This window comes from Clostridiales bacterium FE2011 (assembly GCA_017569305.1).
In the GTDB taxonomy this organism is placed as follows: Bacteria; Bacillota; Clostridia; order Christensenellales; family Aristaeellaceae; genus Aristaeella.
This window is the reverse complement of the sequence record CP069418.1, coordinates 3,414,010-3,433,219: the sequence shown is the minus strand read 5'-3', so window position 1 is coordinate 3,433,219 and position 19,210 is coordinate 3,414,010. Positions and strand designations below refer to the sequence as shown.

Here is a 19,210-nt window from a genome sequence, read left to right as displayed (position 1 = left end):
TATGCTCCTTATGGCTCTTCCGTTTCAGCGATTTCTACTGTAACTGTGATTGTATCATTTGAAATGATAGAATTTTCAGAGGGTTTGAGTACTTTCAGGGGGAAGCTCTTCGTTGCCTTCAGGCCGTTGACGTTAATCCCTGTATCTTCCACCAGGATGCTGTCAACCGTGTCCAGCACCTCGCTGCTGTCTGCCACAGAAATGGATTCAGGGCTGTAGGTGACTTTGGTAATCTCATACCCCTTGGCCACTTTTCCTGTCAGGTTGGCGCAGTCTTCTGTCGTAAATGTTTTCTTGGCCAGCACGTTATAGGAGACCATTAACGTATCAATCGGTATGTTGGCGCTTGTAATGCTCAGGTTGGATGTATCAAGGATTTCCTGGTCTTTGTTATAGAATTCAAACGAAACCGGTACGCTTTTCCCGGAACCTGAAGACCATTCAACATCGTCGTTTGTCACCAGGGCTTTGGCCTTGAAAATGGCATTTAATATACTCTCGGGACCACTGACGATAACGTATTGGGGATCACATTCGCCGGGTATGTAAACCCATCCTTCCGGCTCTTCGTCGATATACTCAGCCTGGACTGCAATTCTCCTTGTAATTAATTTCTCTACGTTAACCACAACACTGCTGGGCATAAGGCTGTTATTGTTTACGCCGCCGTACAGATTTGTCTTGTTGCTCTGCAGTTTAAGTTCCTGTTCACCGGTTTTATTGATCCTGGACAGGTCGATCCGGATATTGTAAAAGGAAGCGTCAGCGTTTTCATACTGTTTCTGGGGCACAGCCGCCACAAAGTCAGCATAGATGTTGTCCAGGTCGGAGGTAACGATAAACCCGTTGCCTTTCATGGCTTCCTGTCCGGTAACGGAAACTTTGACTTCCTGGAAGGCCTTGTCCCGTGTGATGCTTTCATCCTGGGAAATCAGTCCCGCCCACAGGAACAGGGAGATCACAATCGCGATAAGCTTCAGCCATCCGTTATGGAGAAACAGATGCCTCAATCCCCTGCCGATCAGGGCCAGCGTTTTTTTGAAATCTCTTTTGTTTGTTCTTTCGCTCATGGTCATCCCTCCGTATGCCTTCTGAATATTCCCCGGAGGAAGGAGAAAACACTGGATTCCCTGGAACTGTAGAAGCCGTGCAGGAAGGATCTCATGGCGTCAATGGAATAAGGCCGCTGGAGGGTTCCGTCCATAGCAAGGCTGATAATACCGGTTTGTTCAGATACAACAATGACCGCCGCGTCCGTGTTTTCACTGATGCCGACAGCGGCGCGGTGGCGGGTGCCGAGTCCGCGGATCACACCGCTGGCTTCCGCCAGCGGCAGGATGCATGCTGCAGCCATGATCCGGTCTTCCCGGATCACAACGGCGCCGTCATGCAGGGGCGTGTTCGGTTCAAATATGTTTTCAAGCAGCGGGGCGGAAATCTCAGCGTTCAGCGTCGTACCGGTTTCAATAACATCCTGGAGTCCTGTTTTCCGTTCAAAAACAATCAGCGCGCCGACCCTGCGACGGCTCAGGTCGACAACTGTCTGGATAATCTCATCGATGATGATTTCTGTGTCTTCATCTTCATTGCGATGGTTGCCTTTGGTAATCAGGCGGCTTCGTCCCATGCGTTCCAGGGCTTTGCGCAGTTCCGGCTGGAACAGGATCACCAGCACCAGTGCGCCGTTCTGCAGCACAGCCAGCAGCAGCCAGTTCAGGCTGGTCAGGCCCAGGATATTGCTCAGGATAACAATCACAAACAGCAGGAAAAGGCCTTTCAGCAGGGCGCTTCCCCTTGTGTGCCGGGTCAGCAGCAGCAGTTCGTAAATAATCACTGCCACAATCAGGATATCGATGATATCAATGACGCCGAGACGATGGGTCAGGCTCCACCCCATGCTCCGGATTGTCGTCCAGATATCGCCCATCATCTCACCTCCATACAGATCATCTTTATCTGATTTATTATACACGACATTCCGGTGATTGAAAAGGGAAACAGACCGGGATAATGCTTTCTTTCAGAAAAAAAGCTGCCCGCAGGCAGCTTTTTCAAAGATTGTTTGTTATCTGGATCCCTTGTCATAGGGAATGCCTTCCGCCTTGGGTGCGTGGGATGCCTTGGAAGTAAAGGCCAGCACGATCAGGCAGACGATATAGGGCATCATATTGTACACGTTGCCCGGAAGGTTCAGGGAAAGCAGGAACGGGAATCCGGTATAGGTGTTGGACAGCGCGCGGAATAAACCGAAGAGCAGGGCCGCCACCGCGATGCGGGAAGGTTTCCACTGGCCGAAAATCATAACCGCCAGTGCCAGGAAGCCGAAGCCCGCCACACCGTTTTCAAACTTCCACAGGGATACGCCGGCCAGGATGTAGCACAGGCCGCCCAGTCCTCCCAGCAGGCCGGAAATCAGCACGCCGCTCCAGCGCATTTTGTACACGTTGATACCCACGGAATCCGCTGCCTGCGGATGTTCGCCGCAGGCCATCAGGCGCAGGCCGAACCGGTTCTTATATAGCAGGAAATACACAGCAGCAACCGCGATAACGGCCACAATCATAAACCAGTTGAATTCAAATCCGTTGATGTTCACGATGAACATCTTCCGTGCAGCCACATATTCAATTTCAGAGGAGTGGTTGTCAGGATTCGCTGCGGTGTTCATGGCCTTCACAAGCACCGTGGCCGCGGCAGTCGCCAGCAGGTTCATTGCCGTGCCGACCAGCGTCTGGTCCGCTTTGAAATGAATCGCCGCAACGCCCAGCAGGCACGAATACAACATGCCCGCAAGTCCTGCCGCAATCATGGCAGCAAGTACCATTACCACGGCAGAGGTGGTCCCCAGCGTCCGCATTACAAGCGCGCCGCCCAGGGCGCCCACGACCATGATGCCTTCCAGGCCCAGGTTAATGATTCCGGAGTGCTCGGATATACATCCGCCAAGGGCAACCAGCATAAGAACGGAAGCGAAGATTAATGTATATTGAATCAGAAGCAGCATTATTGTTTCGCTCCTTTCTTATCTTCCCTGCGGGTAATCACGCGGTTCATCGTCAGTTTGATAAACAGCACGAAGCCGCACAGGTAAATGATCACCGAAGAAATCACGTCAGAAATCTGGGAGGAATAGAAGTTGGTGTTCACATACTGGCCGCCGTCTGTAATATGCTGGATAAAGAAGGAGGAGAATACTGCGCCGATGGGATGAAGTCCTCCCAGGAAGGCAGCCGCGATTCCGTTGAAGCCCATGGCCGGAACGGAAGACTGCGTGCATTCCCAGCGCATGTATCCGGTCTGGTACAGCAGTGATGCGCCGAGGCCAGCCAGTGCGCCGGAAATCATCAGCGTCAGGATGATGTTCCGGTTCTGCGCCATGCCGGCGTACTTGGCCGCGTTCTTGTTGTTTCCGGTTGCTTTCAGTTCATAGCCGAACCTGGTTTTGCTCAGGATCACCCACACAAGAATGGCCGCAACAATCGCCACCGGAACAGCCAGGGTAACATTGGTGTTCCCGTTGAACAGCTTGTCCAGTCCCAGGGTCGGCAGCATGGAGGCCGGATTTTCCTTGTTCAGGTACAGCGTATATGGACTGGCTGTCTCTTTCACGTTGGACAGGATCGTATTGGCTGTATAGAGGGAAATCCAGTTCAGCATGATACCGGAGATAACCTCATTCACATTGCAGTATGCCTTCAGGATGCCGGTAATCGCTCCCAGCAGGGAGGCGGCAATCATAGCCAGCAGCATGCAGGGCAGCCATCCCCAGTGCCATGCCAGCGCGGCGTACAGGCTGGCGCAGGCGCCTGCCACATACTGTCCCGCGGTGCCGATATTGAACAGGCCTACTTTATAGGCAAACAGAATGCTCAGGGAGCACATGATCAGGGGCATGGTCTTGGCCAGCGTATTGCCGAACTGTTTCAGCTGGCTTTGCGGCCGGCTCCAGGTGAAGAAGTTCTTGATGATATTCAGGATGGATTCGCTTGCGCCCTGCGGGTTGATAAACAGCAGCACGATATAGCCGATCAGCAGACCTGCCAGGATACAGAGGATGGAGGCTGCGAAAGTCTGTACGGCCTGGTTTTTCAAAACTTTTCTCATGCCTTTTTCACCTCGTCTCTCTTTGCGCCTGCCATATACAGTCCCAGCTCTTCCTGCGTCGTCTTCTTCGGATCGAGTTCGCCCACGATCTCGCCTTCATACATGACCAGGATCCGGTCCGGAACGTCCATCACTTCGTCCAGCTCCAGGGAGATCAGCAGCACTGCCTTTCCCGCGTCCCGCTGGGCGACCAGCTGCTTATGGATGTATTCAATGGCGCCCACGTCCAGTCCGCGTGTGGGCTGTACCGCAACCAGCATTTCAGGCTGCTTGTCAATTTCCCGGGCGATTATGGCTTTCTGCTGGTTGCCGCCGGACATGGAGCGCGCCGGTGTTACCGAGCCCTGTCCGGAGCGGACGTCATACTGCTCAATCAGTTTGTCTGAGTATTCACGGATATTCTTCCTTCTCAGGAAGCCGATCCGGTCTGTAAACCTGGATTCAAAATAGGTCTGGAGGATCATGTTGTATTCCAGCGAATAATCCAGCACCAGTCCGTGCTTGTGCCGGTCTTCGGGAATATGGCTCATGCCGGCCACGGATCTTTTCCGGATGGAGGCGTGGGTAATGTCCTTGCCGTCCATCATGATCTTCCCGCCCACCAGGGGCTCCAGGCCGGTCAGTCCGTAAACCAGTTCGGTCTGTCCGTTGCCGTCGATACCTGCGATACAGACGATTTCCCCGCGGCGGACCTGGAAGGATACGTCCTTCACGGCATTGTTGTTATGTACTTTGGAAGCGACGGTCATATGCTGCACGTCCAGCACAACGTCTCCCGGATGGGCCGGCTGCTTATCCACATGGAAGTTGACGTTTCGTCCCACCATCATGGCGGAAAGCTCTTCCATTGTGGTGTTCTTTGTTTCCACCGTTCCGATATATTTACCCTTGCGCAGCACGGTGCAGCGGTCTGCAACCGCCATGATTTCAGCCAGCTTGTGGCTGATGAACAGGATGGACTTCCCTTCTGCCGCCAGGTTGCGCATAATCTGCATCAGTTCTTCAATTTCCTGGGGCGTCAGCACGGCGGTGGGTTCGTCAAAAATCAGGATTTCATTATCCCGGTACAGCATCTTCAGGATTTCGGTTCTCTGCTGCATGCCGACTGTGATATCCGATATCACCGCGTCCGGATCGACCTGCAGGCCGTACTTCTCGGACAGGGCAAGGATCTTTTTCCTTGCTTCGGCCTTCTTCAGGATGCCGGCTTTCCCTACGGGTTCATCGCCCAGGATGATATTGTCAAGCACGGTAAAGCATTCCACAAGTTTGAAGTGCTGGTGCACCATACCGATTCCCAGCGCGTTGGCGTCGTTGGGATCGTTGATCTGGACTTCTTTACCGTCCTTTTTGATCGTTCCCTCTTCCGCCTGGTAAAGGCCGAACAGGACGCTCATCAGGGTTGATTTTCCTGCGCCGTTTTCACCCAGCAGTGCGTGGATTTCTCCGTGTTTCAGCTGCAGAGTGATATCGTCGTTTGCGATAATGCCGGGAAAGCGCTTGGTAATATGAAGCATCTCAATGGCATACTCAGACTGCCGTTCCTTGTTCAAAGTACGTCCCTCCAATTTGTAAATTGTTCATGGCGAACAAGGGCTTCTTCGCCTTTCTGACACAAGCCCCTGTTCGATATTGCGGAACAGGGGCTTATGTCAAAAACCGGGGATGCGGCGCATCCCCGGCAATCATGAACTGATTACTTGATGTTGCCCAGGTATTCAACTTTGATCGTGGTGGTGGGTTCGGCTTCGATGGAGTTGGACACGGTGATCTCTCCGGCGTTCATCTTCGCGACCAGGGCGGCGTAGTCTTCAGCAGTGAAGCCATCCGCAAACTGGGTGGAAGGAGCGATCTGCACGAAGTTATCTTCGGGAGTGTCGGAAACCAGGCCCAGGTTCTCGATCTTGCCGCCGGCGAATTCGCCGTTCAGGATGGAAGCCAGCTCGGTGTAAACGGTGGCAGCCAGGCCCTTCATGGCGGAAGTCACGGTGATGCCGTCGCCGTACATGCTGTCGATGGTGCCCTTCTGGTCAACGTCAACGCCGATGACCTTGCCGCCAACCTTCTGGGCAGCTTCACCGGCAGAGGTGAAGATACCGCCGCCGCAGGCGAACACGATTTCAGTGCCGTTGGCATACCAGGTATCCATGTAAGCGGTGATGTCGGCGTCGCCATAGAACTGGTTGCCATACACATACTTGATTTCAACGTCTTCAGCGCCCAGTTCAACAGCAGCGGCGTCAGCGCCCTGCACGAAACCGTAGCCGTAACGGACAACAGCGGGAACCGCCATGCCGCCCAGGAAGCCCAGCTTCTTGTAGCCCAGCTTCACAGCAGCGTAACCGGCCATGTAGCCGCACAGCTCTTCCTGGTACACAGCGCAGTACAGGTTGGCAGGAACGTCAGCGGCCAGATCGCCGATGTCGCCTTCACCAACGTCCAGGGCGATAAAGGTGATGTCGCTGTATTCGGGAGCCACTTTCTGGATGGCGGGTCCGAAAGCGTAACCGGGCATCACGATCACGGTGAAGCCGTCGTCGATCGCCTTCTCAATGGAGGAGATACGGTCTTCATCGGAGTCGGAAGCGGGCTTGTAATACTGGAAGTCGAGGCCGGCAGTTTCGCAGAACTGCTTGCAGGCTTCATAGGTGGTCTGGTTGAAGGACTGGTCGGTAATGTCACCGTAGTCGGTAATCATGGCGACACGCATGCTGCTTTCGCTTTCAGCGGAAGCAAAGGACACCATGCTCATCATCATTACTGCGGCAAGCAGCAGAGCAAAAAGCTTTTTCATAGGAAAATTACCCCTTTCTGATTGTCGGCATATGCCGTTCATTTGTACCAATTATAACAAAAACCGGTACACTTGGAAAGAGTGTACCGGTAATTTTGTTTTCATTTTGTTTTCGTAAAAACTGTGAAAAGGTTTTGTAATATGTCACAGGATCCCGCCGTAAGGATACAGGTCGGTCATTGTAGCCGGTGTATAGCCGTCGTAGATGAACTGCTTCATCATGTATCCGTAGTTGCCGTCAATCAGCACGAAGCACCAGTCCACGCCCCGGGTAATGATCGTCAGCGGAGTGCCGGGCTTATAGGAGCGGATGATCGTGCTCTGTGTGGACGGAGCGGACCGCAGGTTCACGTTCCTGCCGTTCGCGCTCACCACATACGCTCCTGTATAGGAAGGCACGGGAGTCACGTTCTGGCTTTCCGTCAGGAATTCGGTCATCATATAGCCGTACCGGTTGCCCACGCGGATATAGCTCCAGGTACTGCCCTTGGTAATCATGGTCGCCTGGGTACCCACGCTGTAGAATCCGATACTGGTATAGGACTTGGACGGACCGGACCGCAGGTTCACGCCGTTGCCGTTCCGGCTGGTCACGTAAACCGTGTACTCACTTCCGGAGGGTACGGGATTGACCGGAACCGGGGTGATGGCAGGGGTGACGGCTGTGCCGGTCAGGAACTGGGTCATCATATAGCCGGTCAGCGTGCCCACCTGGATTCTGCACCAGTTGTTGCCGGGGGAAATAATGGTGCACTTGGTGCCGGGTACATAGGAAGCGATCACGGAATATCCCTTTCCGGGGCCGCTTCTCATCCGGACGTTCAGTCCGTTTGCGCTGGTCACGTATGCAGTGGAATCAATAAAGGTTCCGGTTGCGGGGCTGCTGGTGCCGCCAACCTGGAGGTAATCTCCGAGCATATATCCGCTCAGTCCGTCCGGTGCGGTAACCGCGTACCAGGATCCGACCTGTCCGGTAATGGTCACCACGGTGCCGCTGGGATAGCTGGCCCTGATCGCGCCCGTAAAGGACGGTTCAGCGCGGAGGATCAGCCATCCGCCCTTGACCGTACCGGTATCCGCCATTGCGCCGCTCACCGGCAGTACGGAAACGGCTGCCAGGATCAGCACCATCAGGATAATTGCGCTGTGTTTACGTTTCATCATATCTTTCGTTCCTTCCGTATAGAAAATGGTCTTAACCAAGTTCCGAATCATTCGTTTCCATCGTATTGATCATATAATCAATGTAGGAAGAATAGGTTTCTTCCTGGTCCGACGGATAACGGAGGATGATATGGTGTAAACTCTTTTCAGTCAGGTAATACAGGTCTGTCTGTATCATTGTATCCTGGTTTTCTTTTCTTGTCACGCGCAGGCAGTTGTTGACCTCAGCGCCGTTGGCGTCAAAGTTCGGTACTTCCAGCTTGATGGCCTCCATCAGGATTTCCTTGGTCAGGCTTCCTTCGTGTGCCATGTTTTCAATGGAAAGCGTTGCTTTTCCGTCAGCTGATACCGCGGTGAGTCCTCCCTGGCCTTCGCCGAACTGGAAGACTGCCGGGTACTGCATGCTGAAGCCTGTCACGCTGTCCATGTATTCGCACATGGAGGTGTCTGCAAAGGCGTCGGTCATCTCTTCAAGGCTCATGCCCTCCGTGTCTTTCACATCGGACATCTCAATCAGGGCCTGGATCTCATCGAGTCCCTGCTCTTCGGTTCCTTCGGAAGCTGTTTCCGCTTTCACGCTGACAGAACATACGGCCAGCATTGCAATCAAGGTAATAAGGAATAAGAATCTTACTCTGCTCAAGTCCTCACACTTCCTCTCTCATAAGGGATTCAACTATAAAGACGAAACACATTTCGATTTTCTTCCCGAATACGGAAAAACCCCTTCCATACTTTGGAAGGGAGTTTATCACACGCGATTCTGCTTAGTTGGCGGCCTTGGTCAACTGCTTGGCCAGACGGGCCTTTTTCCGATTGGCGGCATTCTTATGAATAACGCCCTTGGACGCGGCCTTATCGATCACTGCGGAAGTCGCGGACAGCTGCTCATTGGCGTTCTGCGCGTCAGCGGCAACAGCGGCGTCAAACTTCCGGATGGAAGTACGCATCTCGCTCTTTACGATGCGGTTGCGAAGATTCTTCTTCTCGCTGACCTTAACGCGCTTCTTTGCGGACTGGATATTCGGCAACTCGGTTCACCTCCCCTTAGGATCCTTAAAAAACCATCGCATGCAATAATATCACGACGGCCGTGAAAAAGCAAGCTTTTCAAAAAAGAAATTTGAAAGTGTCTTCCCTATATGTTTCTTTTCGTTTATAATATCACTAACAGAAATCAGGAGGTTCTTTGCTTTGGCAAAAAAAGAGCGTATCGGCATTCTGGGCGGCAGTTTTGATCCGGTTCACCGTGGTCATATTGCGGCAGCGCTCAGTGTGCTTGATGCTGCATATGTGGATCGCCTGCTGGTTGTTCCCTGTGGCACTCCCGGCCATAAATCCTGTATTGCCCCGGCGGAAGACCGGTGGAAAATGCTGGTCGCCGCCTGTTCAAAGGATAAGCGCCTGGTTCCTTCCCGTCTGGAGATGGACCGTCCCGGCACTACTTATGCCGTTGACACCCTGAAGACTGTGCGGAAGGAGTATCCCGACGCGGATCTGTTCTATGTCATTGGTTCTGATACGCTGATGACCCTTCATCATTGGGTTAATATAGAGGAAGTTTTCAGGCTTTGTTCTTTTCTGGTCATTCCCAGGGAAAAAGATGTGAAAGCTTCCTGCCGGGAGGAAATCGACCGGCTGAAAGCCATGGGCGGACGCGTTCGCTTTCTTCCTTTCAGTCCTGTGGAGGTTTCTTCTTCCTGTATCCGTTCGGCACTCTCTACCGGTATGGATTCAGCGGATCTGAACCCAGCTGTGCAGGAGTATTGTCAGTGTAAGGGGCTCTATGGCTGTCCCGGAAGGCTTGACAAGATCGATTTCTGGATGGACAATCTTTTCTCAGCGCTGAAGCCGAAGCGTTTTGCCCATTCCCTGAGCGTAGCCCGGACTTCCGCCCGTCTTGCCGCCCGATATGGTGAAAACCCGCTGAAGGCTGAGCAGGCCGGTCTGCTGCACGACTGCGCCAAATGTCTTCCTTTAAAGGATATGCAGCGTATCGCCAAAGAGAATCATCTCACAGATGATCCCGGAGTCCTTTCCAGTGATGCGCTGCTCCATTCCCTGGCTGGTGCCTGCCTGGCAGAACAGCTCTATGGCATGACCGATCCGGAAGTGCTCGAGGCCATCCGCTTCCATAATACCGGTTATCCCGGTATGTCCCGCCTCGCCATGTGCGTCTGTCTGGCTGACTTCATGGAACCGCTTCGCGATCCTTTCCCTCTGCTGGATGAGGTTCGTACCCTCTCAGAGACTTCGCTGGAAAAAGCGCTTTTGCTCTCTCTTGAGGGCACCGTGGAGCATGTCCTTTCCCGTGGCTGGTACCTTTATCCGCGTACTGTCGATACCATAAGCTGGCTTCGTACGCTTCCGGCTGTAAAGGATTGATGCCGCTCCTGCGGTAACGAATATTTTATATTGGAGGATACACAATGCAGGATCAGGAAACCGTACTCCGTATTGCCCGTCTGCTCTATGACCGTAAGTCCCAGGATATTGTCGCCCTGAATGTTTCCCGCCTCACCGTGCTTTGCGATCATATGGTGATCGCTTCCGGTCGTACCGCCAGCCAGGTTTCTGCCCTTGCGGATTCCGTGGATGAACTCATGGCAAAGGAAGGCATTGATCTCAGGCGTTCTGAGGGCCGTCGTGAGGGCCGCTGGATCATCCTGGATTATGGTCATATTATCGTACATCTCTTCCACCGCGATGACCGCGCTTTCTATGGTCTTGATCGTCTCTGGAATGACGGCACCAACTCCCTTGAATTGCCCTTCGACCAAACAGTCAAGGATTAACAAATCATATCAAACAGCTTCCTTTGGAAGCTGTTTTTCGTTTGCAAAGCAAACAGTAACTTTCACATTCGTCGGAGACGAATATTTCACATCGGCCGTTGGCCGATATTTCATGTGCGAAGCACATTTCACATTTGCCAGAGGCAAATATTTCATTATCGCAGCGCTAATCTTTCATTATCAATTAAATACATAGGAGATAAACACTATAATCACTTTTTGCGCAGCAAAAAATATCATATAAATCGGATACACGTTAGTGTCCCCGATTTATCTATCATATCGGCATGAAGCCGATATATCATGTTGCGAAGCAACATATCATTCATTAGCGAAGGCGTGCCTTCGTTAATGATAATTTAAATACTAAAAAACTCTTCCAGATTTCTGGAAGAGTTTTATCTACCATTTTTAAGTTTTAAGTATTAAGTTTTCAGTTTTCGTTTATTTCCTCACCTCAATTATTTTATCCAGGATCTTATCAGCTAGTTCCCTTTTACTCTGCAACGGTAAATCTTCAATGCCATCTTTCGTTATGATCGCCGCAATATTCGTGTCCACATTAAATCCTGCTCCAGGTTTCGTCACGTCATTTGCCACGATCATGTCCAGGTTCTTTTTCTTCAGTTTATCCACCGCGTTCTTCTTCACATTGTCTGTTTCCGCGGCGAACCCGACCAGTGTCTGGCCTTTCTTTTTGATCGCGCCGACAGCCTTTGCCACGTCGGGATTCTCAGTCAGCGTCAGCGTTAGTGCCTCGCCCTCAGCCTTCTTGATCTTGCTCGTCGCGGTTTTTTCAAACCGGTAGTCGCATACCGCAGCCGCCTGGATAATGATATCCTGTTCCGGTGCTTCGCGCATCATCACGTCATACAGTTCCTGGGCGGATTCAATCTGAATACGGCGGATGCCTGCCGGCACCTGGGCGGTGACGTTTCCGTATACCGCGGTCACTTCTGCTCCCCGTACCCTGGCGGCTTCCGCGATGGCGAAGCCCATTTTTCCGCTGGAATCATTGGTCATGTAGCGCACCGGATCCAGTCTTTCCCGGGTGGCGCCCGCGGTTACCAGGACTTTCTTCCCGGCCAGGTCGCTGCGCGCATTCAGCCTGTCGCAGATCGCTGCAACGATCGTTTCCGGCTCACTCATTCGTCCTGCGCCTTCGTCACCGCAGGCCAGGATGCCGCTGTCAGGACCGACAAACTGTATTCCCCGTTCCTGCAGTGTTTTCAGGTTCGCCTGTGTGGCGGCAGCTGTCCACATACCTGTGTTCATTGCGGGTGCAACAAGCACCGGTGCCTTAGTGGCAAGCACCGTGGTGGAAAGCATATCGTCCGCTATTCCGCAGGCCATCTTGGCCATGATGTTTGCCGTTGCTGGGGCGATCACAAAGATCTCTGCCCGTTTGGCCAGGGCCACATGTTCAACATTCCAGTATTCAGGTGCCTGGAAGGTATCTGTGACAACCTGGTTGGCAGAAAGCGTCTGAAAAGTAAGCGGCGAAACAAATTCCGTCGCGTTCTTTGTCATGATTACATGTACATTCGCACCCATATGACGCAAACGGGAGACAACCTCTGCGCTTTTATACGCGGCGATGCCTCCCGTCACTCCCAGCACGATCTCCCTGCCGGTCAGATCCATATCAGTTCTGCTCCTCCTGCTCCGTCGGGTTGTCGTAGGTCAGCAGTCCGCGGTTAATCTCTTCAACAGCGATTTTCAGCGGTTTCATGCCTTCCGCATCGATCATCGGCAGTGCGCCGTTCACGATCTCGCGGCCGCGCTTGCTGGCTTCAACAACCAGGGTGTAACGGCTTTCTGCGTGGTTCAGCAGTTCAAGTACGCTCGGATCAACAATAGACATTTCATTTCCTCCTCAGGTTTACAGGTTATTCCTCAATCTCTGGGAAATACCGCACTGTGTTCTGTTTCTCAGCCCGGACAATAGCTGCCAGCTGTTCAAAAGCCAGCTCCAGGTTGTCGTTCACAATGAGGTAACGGTAGCGGTCTGCCTGGCGGATTTCTCCTCTGGCGTTGTTCAGTCTCCGCTGGATCTCCTCTTCATTCTCTGTGTTGCGGGTATGGAGCCGCACCCTCAGGTCATGATAGCTCGGCGGAAGAATGAACACGCTGACGCAGTCCTTTTCCTTGCTCATGACTTCCCGTGCGCCTTGCGGATCAATATCCAGCAGCACGTTCTGTCCTTTTTCCATCCGGTCATAGACCTCGCTTTTCAGCGTGCCGTACCGGTGACCATGGACGCTTGCGTGTTCGATAAACGCGTCCTCGGCAAGCAGTTTATCATATTCCTCGTCAGAAATAAAGTGGTAATGAACATCTTCAATCTCATTTTCCCGTCGTCCCCTTGTGGTGACGCTCACGGAAAAACAGAATGAGGGATCTTTTTCGAGCAGTTTGGCCACCAGTGTCCCTTTACCGGCTCCGGAAGGACCGGAAATCACCAGCAGCATGCCTTTCCTTGTTTCTTTCATGCGTCTTCCTCCATCCCTTTGCGTTCATCAATGCGGGCTGCTACCGTTTCCGGCATCAGCGGTGAAAGAACAACATGTTCTGAATCTGTAACAATAACAGCTCTGGTCTTGTGTCCGCATGTGGCGTCTATAACCCTGCCGCTGTCCCTTGCGTCCTGGATCATCCGGCGGATCGGTGCCGCCTCCGGGGACACTACAGCTACCAGGCGTTCTGTCGCCAGCATGTTTCCATATCCGATGTTCACCAGTTTCATTTTGCCCGTCACTCCACGTTCTGTATCTGTTCCCTCAGCTTCTCAATCTCGCTCTTCAGGTCAACCACATGCTGAGCGATGACCGTGTCGGAGGCTTTGGAGCCGATGGTATTGGTTTCGCGGTTCATTTCCTGGATCAGGAAATCCATTTTCTTTCCTGTTTCACCGCTGCTTTCCAGATATTTCCGCATCTGACGGATATGGCTGTCCAGCCTGGCAAGCTCTTCGTCGATCGCGCACCGGTCAGCCATAATGGCAACTTCCTGGGCGATTCGCTGTGGCTCAATGGCCTCGGTCAGCAGGCTTTTCAGCCGGTTTTCAAGTTTCTCCCGGTATTCGGTAACAACCATCGGAGCGCGCTCCAGGATGGCATTCCGGAGTTTTTCGGCGGCGTCCAGGTGAGCCTTCAGGTCTTCCTTCAGGTGCTCACCTTCCCGCGCCCGCATCTGTACCAGCTGTTCGGCTGCAATATCGGCGGCTTCCGCGCAGATCCGGCTCACCGTATCTTCATCCATTTCCTGCTCATTCAGTGTCAGTACGCCTTCCATTTTCATGAGCCGGCTGATGGTCATGTCGTTCTCAATGCCTGTCTGCCCGGCCAGCAGCTTCGCTGCTTCCAGGTAACGTCCTGCCAGTTCCGGATCACACTCAACCGTTGTTGCGGAGGAATCTGTCCGTTTCACCGTCAGAAATACGTCCACATGTCCGCGCAGGATGCGTTTCCCGATGCAGTCCCGGATCGTCTGTTCCAGGAAGTTCAGGTTCCGCGGCAGTCTCATACCGATATCCAGGAAACGGTGGTTTACGGTTTTGAGGTCAATGGTTACTTCCCATCCGTCCTGCTGAACCTTTCCGCTCCCGCATCCGGTCATACTGTGCATGTCTTCGTCACCTCTCCTTACATGGTAGGAATTATATCATTCACCTGTCAGCTTGGCAACTTTCCGCCGTATCGGTAATAACGCTCTTCATTTCCCATTTCCTGGACCACCTGGTCAGGATGGCGGGGCTTCCGGGCACCATATGTCCTGCGACGCTTTCCCCGATGGACTGTGCCGGTGTGGAAGTGCACATTTTGCAGGCGGAAACGGGATCCGCTCCGTAACGGTGGATCAGGTTGTGCAGCGCTTCATTCATCGTCAGCACGGAGCCTGCCAGCGTTCCGTTCTCCAGCCGTGCTGCGCCGTCTTTCACAAATACGGGCTGTCCGCCCAGGCTGTATTCGCCGTCCGGCATTCCGGCCGCTTCCATGGCGTCCGTAATGGCCACAGCCTTGTCGGCGCCCTTGCAGACGATGATCAGCCGGACGATATCGTCATGCAGGTGCTTGCCGTCGCAGATCATTTCGCAGTATAATCGGTCGTCTGTCATGGATGCGCCGGGAACACCCGGTTCGCGGTGATGCAGCGGTGTCTGGGCGTTAAATGTATGGGTAATATGATCAGCACCCCAGTCTGCGGCCTGGTGAACCTGTTCCGCGGTTGCGTGCGTATGGCCGATGGAAACATGAATGCCCGCGGCTGTCGCCCTGCGGATAAATGCTTCGCTGCCCTCGCGCTCCGGCGCCATTGTGATCAGCCGTACCAGGGAGGGGTCTTCAGCCATATTCAGCAGTTTCTCCCAGTCCGGGTCGCAGAAGTATTCCTGCTTCTGTGCGCCGGCGTGCTTTTCGCTCAGGAAGGGTGCTTCCATGTGAACGCCAAGCACCCTGGCCCCGTTTCTTTCCGGCTGTTCAGTAACCTTTCGGGCGTCCGCGATCGCCTTCGCGGTATCTTCAATGGAAGCACTCATGGTTGTCGGGCAGAACGCGCCTGTGCCGGCTCCGGCCAGTTCCCGGCTCATCCGCCGGATGTCTGTCTCGCCCCGCATGGTATCGCTGCCCCGGAAGGCGTGAATATGGACGTCCACAAATCCGGGCAGCAGGTAATCCCCTTCCAGGTCAATCACTTTCTCCCCGGCTTCCGCCCGCAGTCCCTCTCCGACTTCCTGCACAATGCCGTTCATCAGCCGGATGCTGAGTCCTTCTTCAAAGTCTTTTCCTGTAAAGACAATGCCGTTTTCAATAAGCATGGTTCCTTGTTTTCCTTTCCCTTCTCCTGAAGGTCATTTTATTAATCCACACCCCGCAGTTCAACTGTGGGAATGCAGGGTCTTACAATATCAGCCCAGTGTTCCATCTGTTCCTTTGTCGGTGCGTGCAGTCCTTCAAAGGGCACGGTGTCCCGGTCGGTGAACTTCTGGAGATAATAGCGTTTCGCGCCTTTAATCCATTGTCCGATGCCTTTGAAGCTGTCGTCGTCATGCAGTTCAGCAACCACTGTGGTCCGGAATTCATATTCTTTTCCGCTGTTCATCAGCAGGGAGATACTTTCCTTTATGGGAGTAAGATCCAGCTCTGCCAGTCCGGCGGTCATGGCGTAGCGTTCCGGATCGTTCTTGATGTCCATCGCCACGTATTGTACTGCGCCTTCCTGCAGCATCTTTTCAAGCCGGTCAGGATGCATGCCGTTGGTGTCCAGCTTCACGTCATATCCAAGATCCCGGATCCTCCTGGCCAGGTCCGGCAGGTCTTTCTGCAGCAGCGGTTCACCTCCGGTAAAGGCAACGCCGTCCAGCAGCCCCTTCCGCTTTTCCAGGAAGGCAATCAGCTCCTCGTCCGTCATCACGGACGGAGCGCTGCCGTCCAGAAGTTCCGCATTATGGCAAAAAGGGCAGCGCATTTCGCAGCCCCCGAAAAATACAGTACATGCAACCCTGCCGGGATAATCCAGCAGCGTCATTTTCTGAAGTCCATGAATCTTCATTGTCGGTTCTCCTTATTCCCATTGTGCCCAGATATCCGGCTGGTATCCGATCGTCATCTTGTTGCCGTTCCGTACAATGGGTACCCGGATCAGCCAGGGATTCTCCTGGATTGCGGGGATAAGCAGGTCCTCCCGGTCATAGTAGCAGGCGGGATGTTCTTTTACCTTTTTGTCGTCCCTGTCTATCAGCTTTTCAATGCCGATGGCGGAGATCATCATACGGATTTCCCGCTCACCCAGCTTGTGCTTTTTCAGGTCCAGCGCCTGGAACGGAATCCGTCTTTCCTTGAAATACCGTTCCGCTTTCTGGGCGTCAAAGTTCTTCTTTCCGCAGTAAATCTGGATGTTCATGCTTTCAGGTTCCCTCCGGTACGGATGTCCTTACCCAGTAGGCTGATCACTTTGCAGCTGCGGCTGTCCCGCAGTCTGGAAGCAATGCGCTCTGTATACCTTTCGCGGAATTTGGCCATTTCCAGGTTGGTGGAAATAACGGTGGACAGGTTCCTGTTCTGCCGCTCGTTCAGCAGGTTGAACAGCTGTTCCACGGTCACGTTCTGCATCAGCGGTTCACTGCCCAGGTCATCAATCATCAGCACCTGCGCGTCCAGCAGTTCGTCCGCGCTGTCGTCGTTCTCGAAATAGTGCTTGCGGAGAATCTCCAGCATTTTATAGGCGCTGATAATCAGTACATTGATATCCCGTTCAATCAGCCGCTCTGCCATAGCCCGCAGAAGGAAGGTTTTCCCCAGTCCCGTGCTGCCGGTCAGCAGCAGGTCACGGTATTCTGCTTCAGGATATTCATTCGCCCATTTTTCGCAGACTGTCTTGTACAACTGCATCATTTCCCGCTGGGTGAAGTCCAGTCCCGGGATCTTTTCATCCGGGAAAACGGAGGCGTCAAAGGTTTCGAATGTCTCGGCGTGCGTGCCGCTCAGGCCGATCTTTTTCCGCAGCTTCTGCTGGTATGCTTTCTTCAGGCATTCACAGGGTTCTTTGATTGTATCGCCGGTCCTGCCGGTATCTTTACAGATCGGGCAGTGGTATACCGGCGCAAGGTAATCGGCAGGATATCCGTTTTCAGTCAGCAGCGTCCGGATCTGCTCATTCAGCTTCTCCATCCGTTCCGGAAGATCGTCTGCTTTAGGAGCAGTTCCGTTTACAATATTCCGAAGCGTGCCGAAAACAATGTTTTCCCGCTCTTTGGTCAGTTCATATATGCGCGGCTGTTCCATGCGGATCTTTTCTTTCCGCATTTCTTCTGTCCGCTCGTTGTCTGCACGCAGCTGGGCATATTCATTTTCCAGTTCGGTCAGCAGATCTTCACGCATCGGATTTTCCTCCGTTTTCGTGCTTAAAGGCTTCCATTTCCTTGGCCAGGGACTTCATCATTTCATCCTGTACGCAGGAATAGTCCCGTTGGGCAAAATCCTGGGCCGGAAGCACTTTTCCGCTTCGGGAAGCATTGGTTCCCTTTCTGCCTTGATGATCCTGTTTCGCCTCTTCCGGCGTCCGGATTCCCTTATCCTTGTAATCGGTAAGGATCTTATCAAGGTACGCCATCGGCTGTTTTGCTTCAGCGGCATATACCGCCGCAGCCAGGATCATCTCCCGGCCGAATCCCATCTCGTTCTCCCATTTGGAGAGCAGACTGCGGTCTGTTTTGCCGATACGGTTTTCATCTGTGCCCCAGATTTTCCGCAGTTCCCGGATCAGCGCTGTCTGGTCATGGAAGGATTGAACATAGGCCTTCACTTCTTTCGGTGTGCTGAGTCCTTTTTCCTTCCAGGCCTGCAGGAGTTTGAGTACTTCGCCTGTATCCTTCCCGTTGTGTCCGCATTCCCTGGCAGCAGTCAGGATGACTTCCTGCGGATACAGTTCCGCCATCTCCCCGTACAGCTGCAGGTTTCGGGCATTGACGTCACCCTTGCCCAGTTCTTTCAGCACTTCCCGCAGTCCTTCTGTGCGTTTTGCGGAGTCTCGTACGTTATCGGCGGTCATTTCTCCCGCGTCGGGATTCTCCTGCCGTAAACTGTTCAGGATTCCGTCCAGGTATCCCAGGCTCGGATCTCCCTTGGCCGTCAGCTCCAGCGCGGCTTCGATGGCTTCGGGACTGAATCCCCAGTCCTTTGTCCATTTGCGGTACAGGCTTACCTGCGCTTCGGAGGGCAGGTACCGTTTCCCCATCTTCTTCAGGATCTTGCGGATACCGGTATAGGCCTGTCCGTCCCGGGAGAAAAACTCCTCTGCCGCTTCTACGGACTGGATATTCTCTCCCGCCATCTGCACAGCTACTTTTTCAGCTTCGCTGATGCGGAAGTTTTTCCCTTTGAGTTCCACCATATGGTTAAGCAGCATGATGATCACTTCCGTGGGAAGCTTCAGTCCTTCATGCCACTCAAAACAGGCGCTCAGCTCACTTCCGTGCAGGCGCCTGACTTTATCAAAGGCTTCATAGACAGCGTTGCTGAAATCTTCGTATTCAGGATCGCTGTCATCGTCTGAAACCAGGTTTTTCTGTTTGATATTGATATACTGCCATTGCGGCGGATTGTCGCTGATACGGCGGACGAGGCGGCGTCTTTCCCAGTACCGGAAAGCCGCCGTCACGTCCTCTTCCGTCATGTTCAGCTCATGGCACATCCGTGCCAGGCTCATATCGTCTTCGGGATGATAGCAGCGCATAAGACCGTACAGGTAGACCTTGACGTAGTCTCCCTTGGCTTCCGGCAGGTATTCCAGGATAAACTGGTTTTCCACCGGGGTAATGTCAAACATGGCGTACCGTTCATCAAACCCGAACATG

General features: G+C 53.2%; 21 protein-coding genes. 2 read left to right on the top strand and 19 right to left on the bottom strand.

Features of this window, described 5'->3' with window-relative positions:
• Window positions 1-8 precede the first annotated feature (8 nt).
• From JRC49_15380 to rpsT, 9 genes are all read right to left on the bottom strand, one after another.
• Window positions 9-1,070: a hypothetical protein gene (locus JRC49_15380; protein QTE71141.1), complete on the bottom strand. Its 1,062-nt coding sequence runs from the start codon at window positions 1,068-1,070 to the stop codon at window positions 9-11.
• Window positions 1,071-1,072: 2 nt separating this feature from the next.
• Complete coding sequence (locus JRC49_15375; protein ID QTE71140.1) at window positions 1,073-1,927, bottom strand: TIGR00159 family protein; 855 nt, start codon at window positions 1,925-1,927, stop codon at window positions 1,073-1,075.
• 138 nt (window positions 1,928-2,065) lie between these two features.
• Window positions 2,066-3,004, bottom strand: coding sequence for an ABC transporter permease (locus JRC49_15370; protein ID QTE71139.1), 939 nt, complete (start codon window positions 3,002-3,004; stop codon window positions 2,066-2,068).
• Window positions 3,004-4,104 carry an ABC transporter permease gene (locus JRC49_15365; protein ID QTE71138.1) on the bottom strand — a complete coding sequence of 367 codons (1,101 nt, stop codon included), beginning with the start codon at window positions 4,102-4,104 and terminating at the stop codon, window positions 3,004-3,006. The genes JRC49_15370 and JRC49_15365 overlap by 1 nt, the downstream gene beginning before the upstream one ends.
• On the bottom strand, window positions 4,101-5,621 hold the full coding sequence (locus tag JRC49_15360) for an ABC transporter ATP-binding protein (GenBank protein ID QTE72901.1): 1,521 nt from the start codon (window positions 5,619-5,621) through the stop codon (window positions 4,101-4,103). Before JRC49_15360 ends, JRC49_15365 begins: the two co-directional genes overlap by 4 nt.
• Window positions 5,622-5,800: 179 nt before the next feature.
• Entirely contained in the window at window positions 5,801-6,898 is a 1,098-nt protein-coding gene (locus JRC49_15355; protein QTE71137.1) for a BMP family ABC transporter substrate-binding protein, read from the bottom strand.
• 144 nt (window positions 6,899-7,042) lie between these two features.
• Window positions 7,043-8,062, bottom strand: a complete 1,020-nt coding sequence (locus tag JRC49_15350) for an SH3 domain-containing protein (protein ID QTE71136.1) — start codon at window positions 8,060-8,062, stop codon at window positions 7,043-7,045.
• 31 nt (window positions 8,063-8,093) lie between these two features.
• Window positions 8,094-8,663, bottom strand: a complete 570-nt coding sequence (locus tag JRC49_15345; GenBank protein ID QTE71135.1) for a hypothetical protein — start codon at window positions 8,661-8,663, stop codon at window positions 8,094-8,096.
• 166 nt (window positions 8,664-8,829) lie between these two features.
• A complete protein-coding gene (rpsT, locus tag JRC49_15340) occupies window positions 8,830-9,093 on the bottom strand; it encodes a 30S ribosomal protein S20 (protein ID QTE71134.1) in 264 nt (87 codons plus the stop codon).
• 163 nt (window positions 9,094-9,256) lie between these two features.
• Between rpsT and yqeK the strand changes: the two genes are divergently transcribed.
• Window positions 9,257-10,447, top strand: a complete 1,191-nt coding sequence (yqeK, locus tag JRC49_15335) for a bis(5'-nucleosyl)-tetraphosphatase (symmetrical) YqeK (GenBank protein QTE71133.1) — start codon at window positions 9,257-9,259, stop codon at window positions 10,445-10,447.
• Between the two features lie 44 nt (window positions 10,448-10,491).
• The gene (rsfS, locus tag JRC49_15330; GenBank protein ID QTE71132.1) at window positions 10,492-10,857 is read left to right on the top strand and encodes a ribosome silencing factor; all 366 of its coding nucleotides are present in this window, start codon (window positions 10,492-10,494) and stop codon (window positions 10,855-10,857) included.
• Window positions 10,858-11,301: 444 nt separating this feature from the next.
• On the opposite strand, the gene coaBC is transcribed toward rsfS, so the two are convergent.
• The 10 genes from coaBC to JRC49_15280 are packed head-to-tail and all read right to left on the bottom strand — an operon-like array spanning window position 11,302 to window position 19,209.
• Window positions 11,302-12,501 (bottom strand): bifunctional phosphopantothenoylcysteine decarboxylase/phosphopantothenate--cysteine ligase CoaBC, encoded by a 1,200-nt coding sequence (gene coaBC, locus JRC49_15325; GenBank protein ID QTE71131.1) that lies wholly within the window; start codon window positions 12,499-12,501, stop codon window positions 11,302-11,304.
• A 1-nt stretch (window position 12,502) separates the two neighbouring features.
• Window positions 12,503-12,721 (bottom strand): DNA-directed RNA polymerase subunit omega, encoded by a 219-nt coding sequence (gene rpoZ, locus JRC49_15320; protein ID QTE71130.1) that lies wholly within the window; start codon window positions 12,719-12,721, stop codon window positions 12,503-12,505.
• Window positions 12,722-12,746: 25 nt separating this feature from the next.
• Window positions 12,747-13,349, bottom strand: coding sequence for a guanylate kinase (gene gmk, locus JRC49_15315; GenBank protein ID QTE71129.1), 603 nt, complete (start codon window positions 13,347-13,349; stop codon window positions 12,747-12,749).
• A complete protein-coding gene (locus tag JRC49_15310) occupies window positions 13,346-13,603 on the bottom strand; it encodes a DUF370 domain-containing protein (protein ID QTE71128.1) in 258 nt (85 codons plus the stop codon). The genes gmk and JRC49_15310 overlap by 4 nt, the downstream gene beginning before the upstream one ends.
• A gap of 8 nt (window positions 13,604-13,611) precedes the next feature.
• Window positions 13,612-14,484, bottom strand: coding sequence for a YicC family protein (locus JRC49_15305; GenBank protein ID QTE71127.1), 873 nt, complete (start codon window positions 14,482-14,484; stop codon window positions 13,612-13,614).
• 40 nt (window positions 14,485-14,524) lie between these two features.
• A complete protein-coding gene (gene nagA / locus JRC49_15300) occupies window positions 14,525-15,673 on the bottom strand; it encodes an N-acetylglucosamine-6-phosphate deacetylase (GenBank protein QTE71126.1) in 1,149 nt (382 codons plus the stop codon).
• Between the two features lie 41 nt (window positions 15,674-15,714).
• On the bottom strand, window positions 15,715-16,407 hold the full coding sequence (locus JRC49_15295; protein QTE71125.1) for an anaerobic ribonucleoside-triphosphate reductase activating protein: 693 nt from the start codon (window positions 16,405-16,407) through the stop codon (window positions 15,715-15,717).
• A 12-nt stretch (window positions 16,408-16,419) separates the two neighbouring features.
• Window positions 16,420-16,758 (bottom strand): ArsC family transcriptional regulator, encoded by a 339-nt coding sequence (locus JRC49_15290; protein ID QTE71124.1) that lies wholly within the window; start codon window positions 16,756-16,758, stop codon window positions 16,420-16,422.
• Window positions 16,755-17,735, bottom strand: coding sequence for an ATP-binding protein (locus JRC49_15285; GenBank protein QTE71123.1), 981 nt, complete (start codon window positions 17,733-17,735; stop codon window positions 16,755-16,757). Before JRC49_15285 ends, JRC49_15290 begins: the two co-directional genes overlap by 4 nt.
• Window positions 17,728-19,209, bottom strand: coding sequence for a DnaD domain protein (locus JRC49_15280; protein QTE71122.1), 1,482 nt, complete (start codon window positions 19,207-19,209; stop codon window positions 17,728-17,730). The genes JRC49_15285 and JRC49_15280 overlap by 8 nt, the downstream gene beginning before the upstream one ends.
• Window position 19,210: the final 1 nt, after the last annotated feature.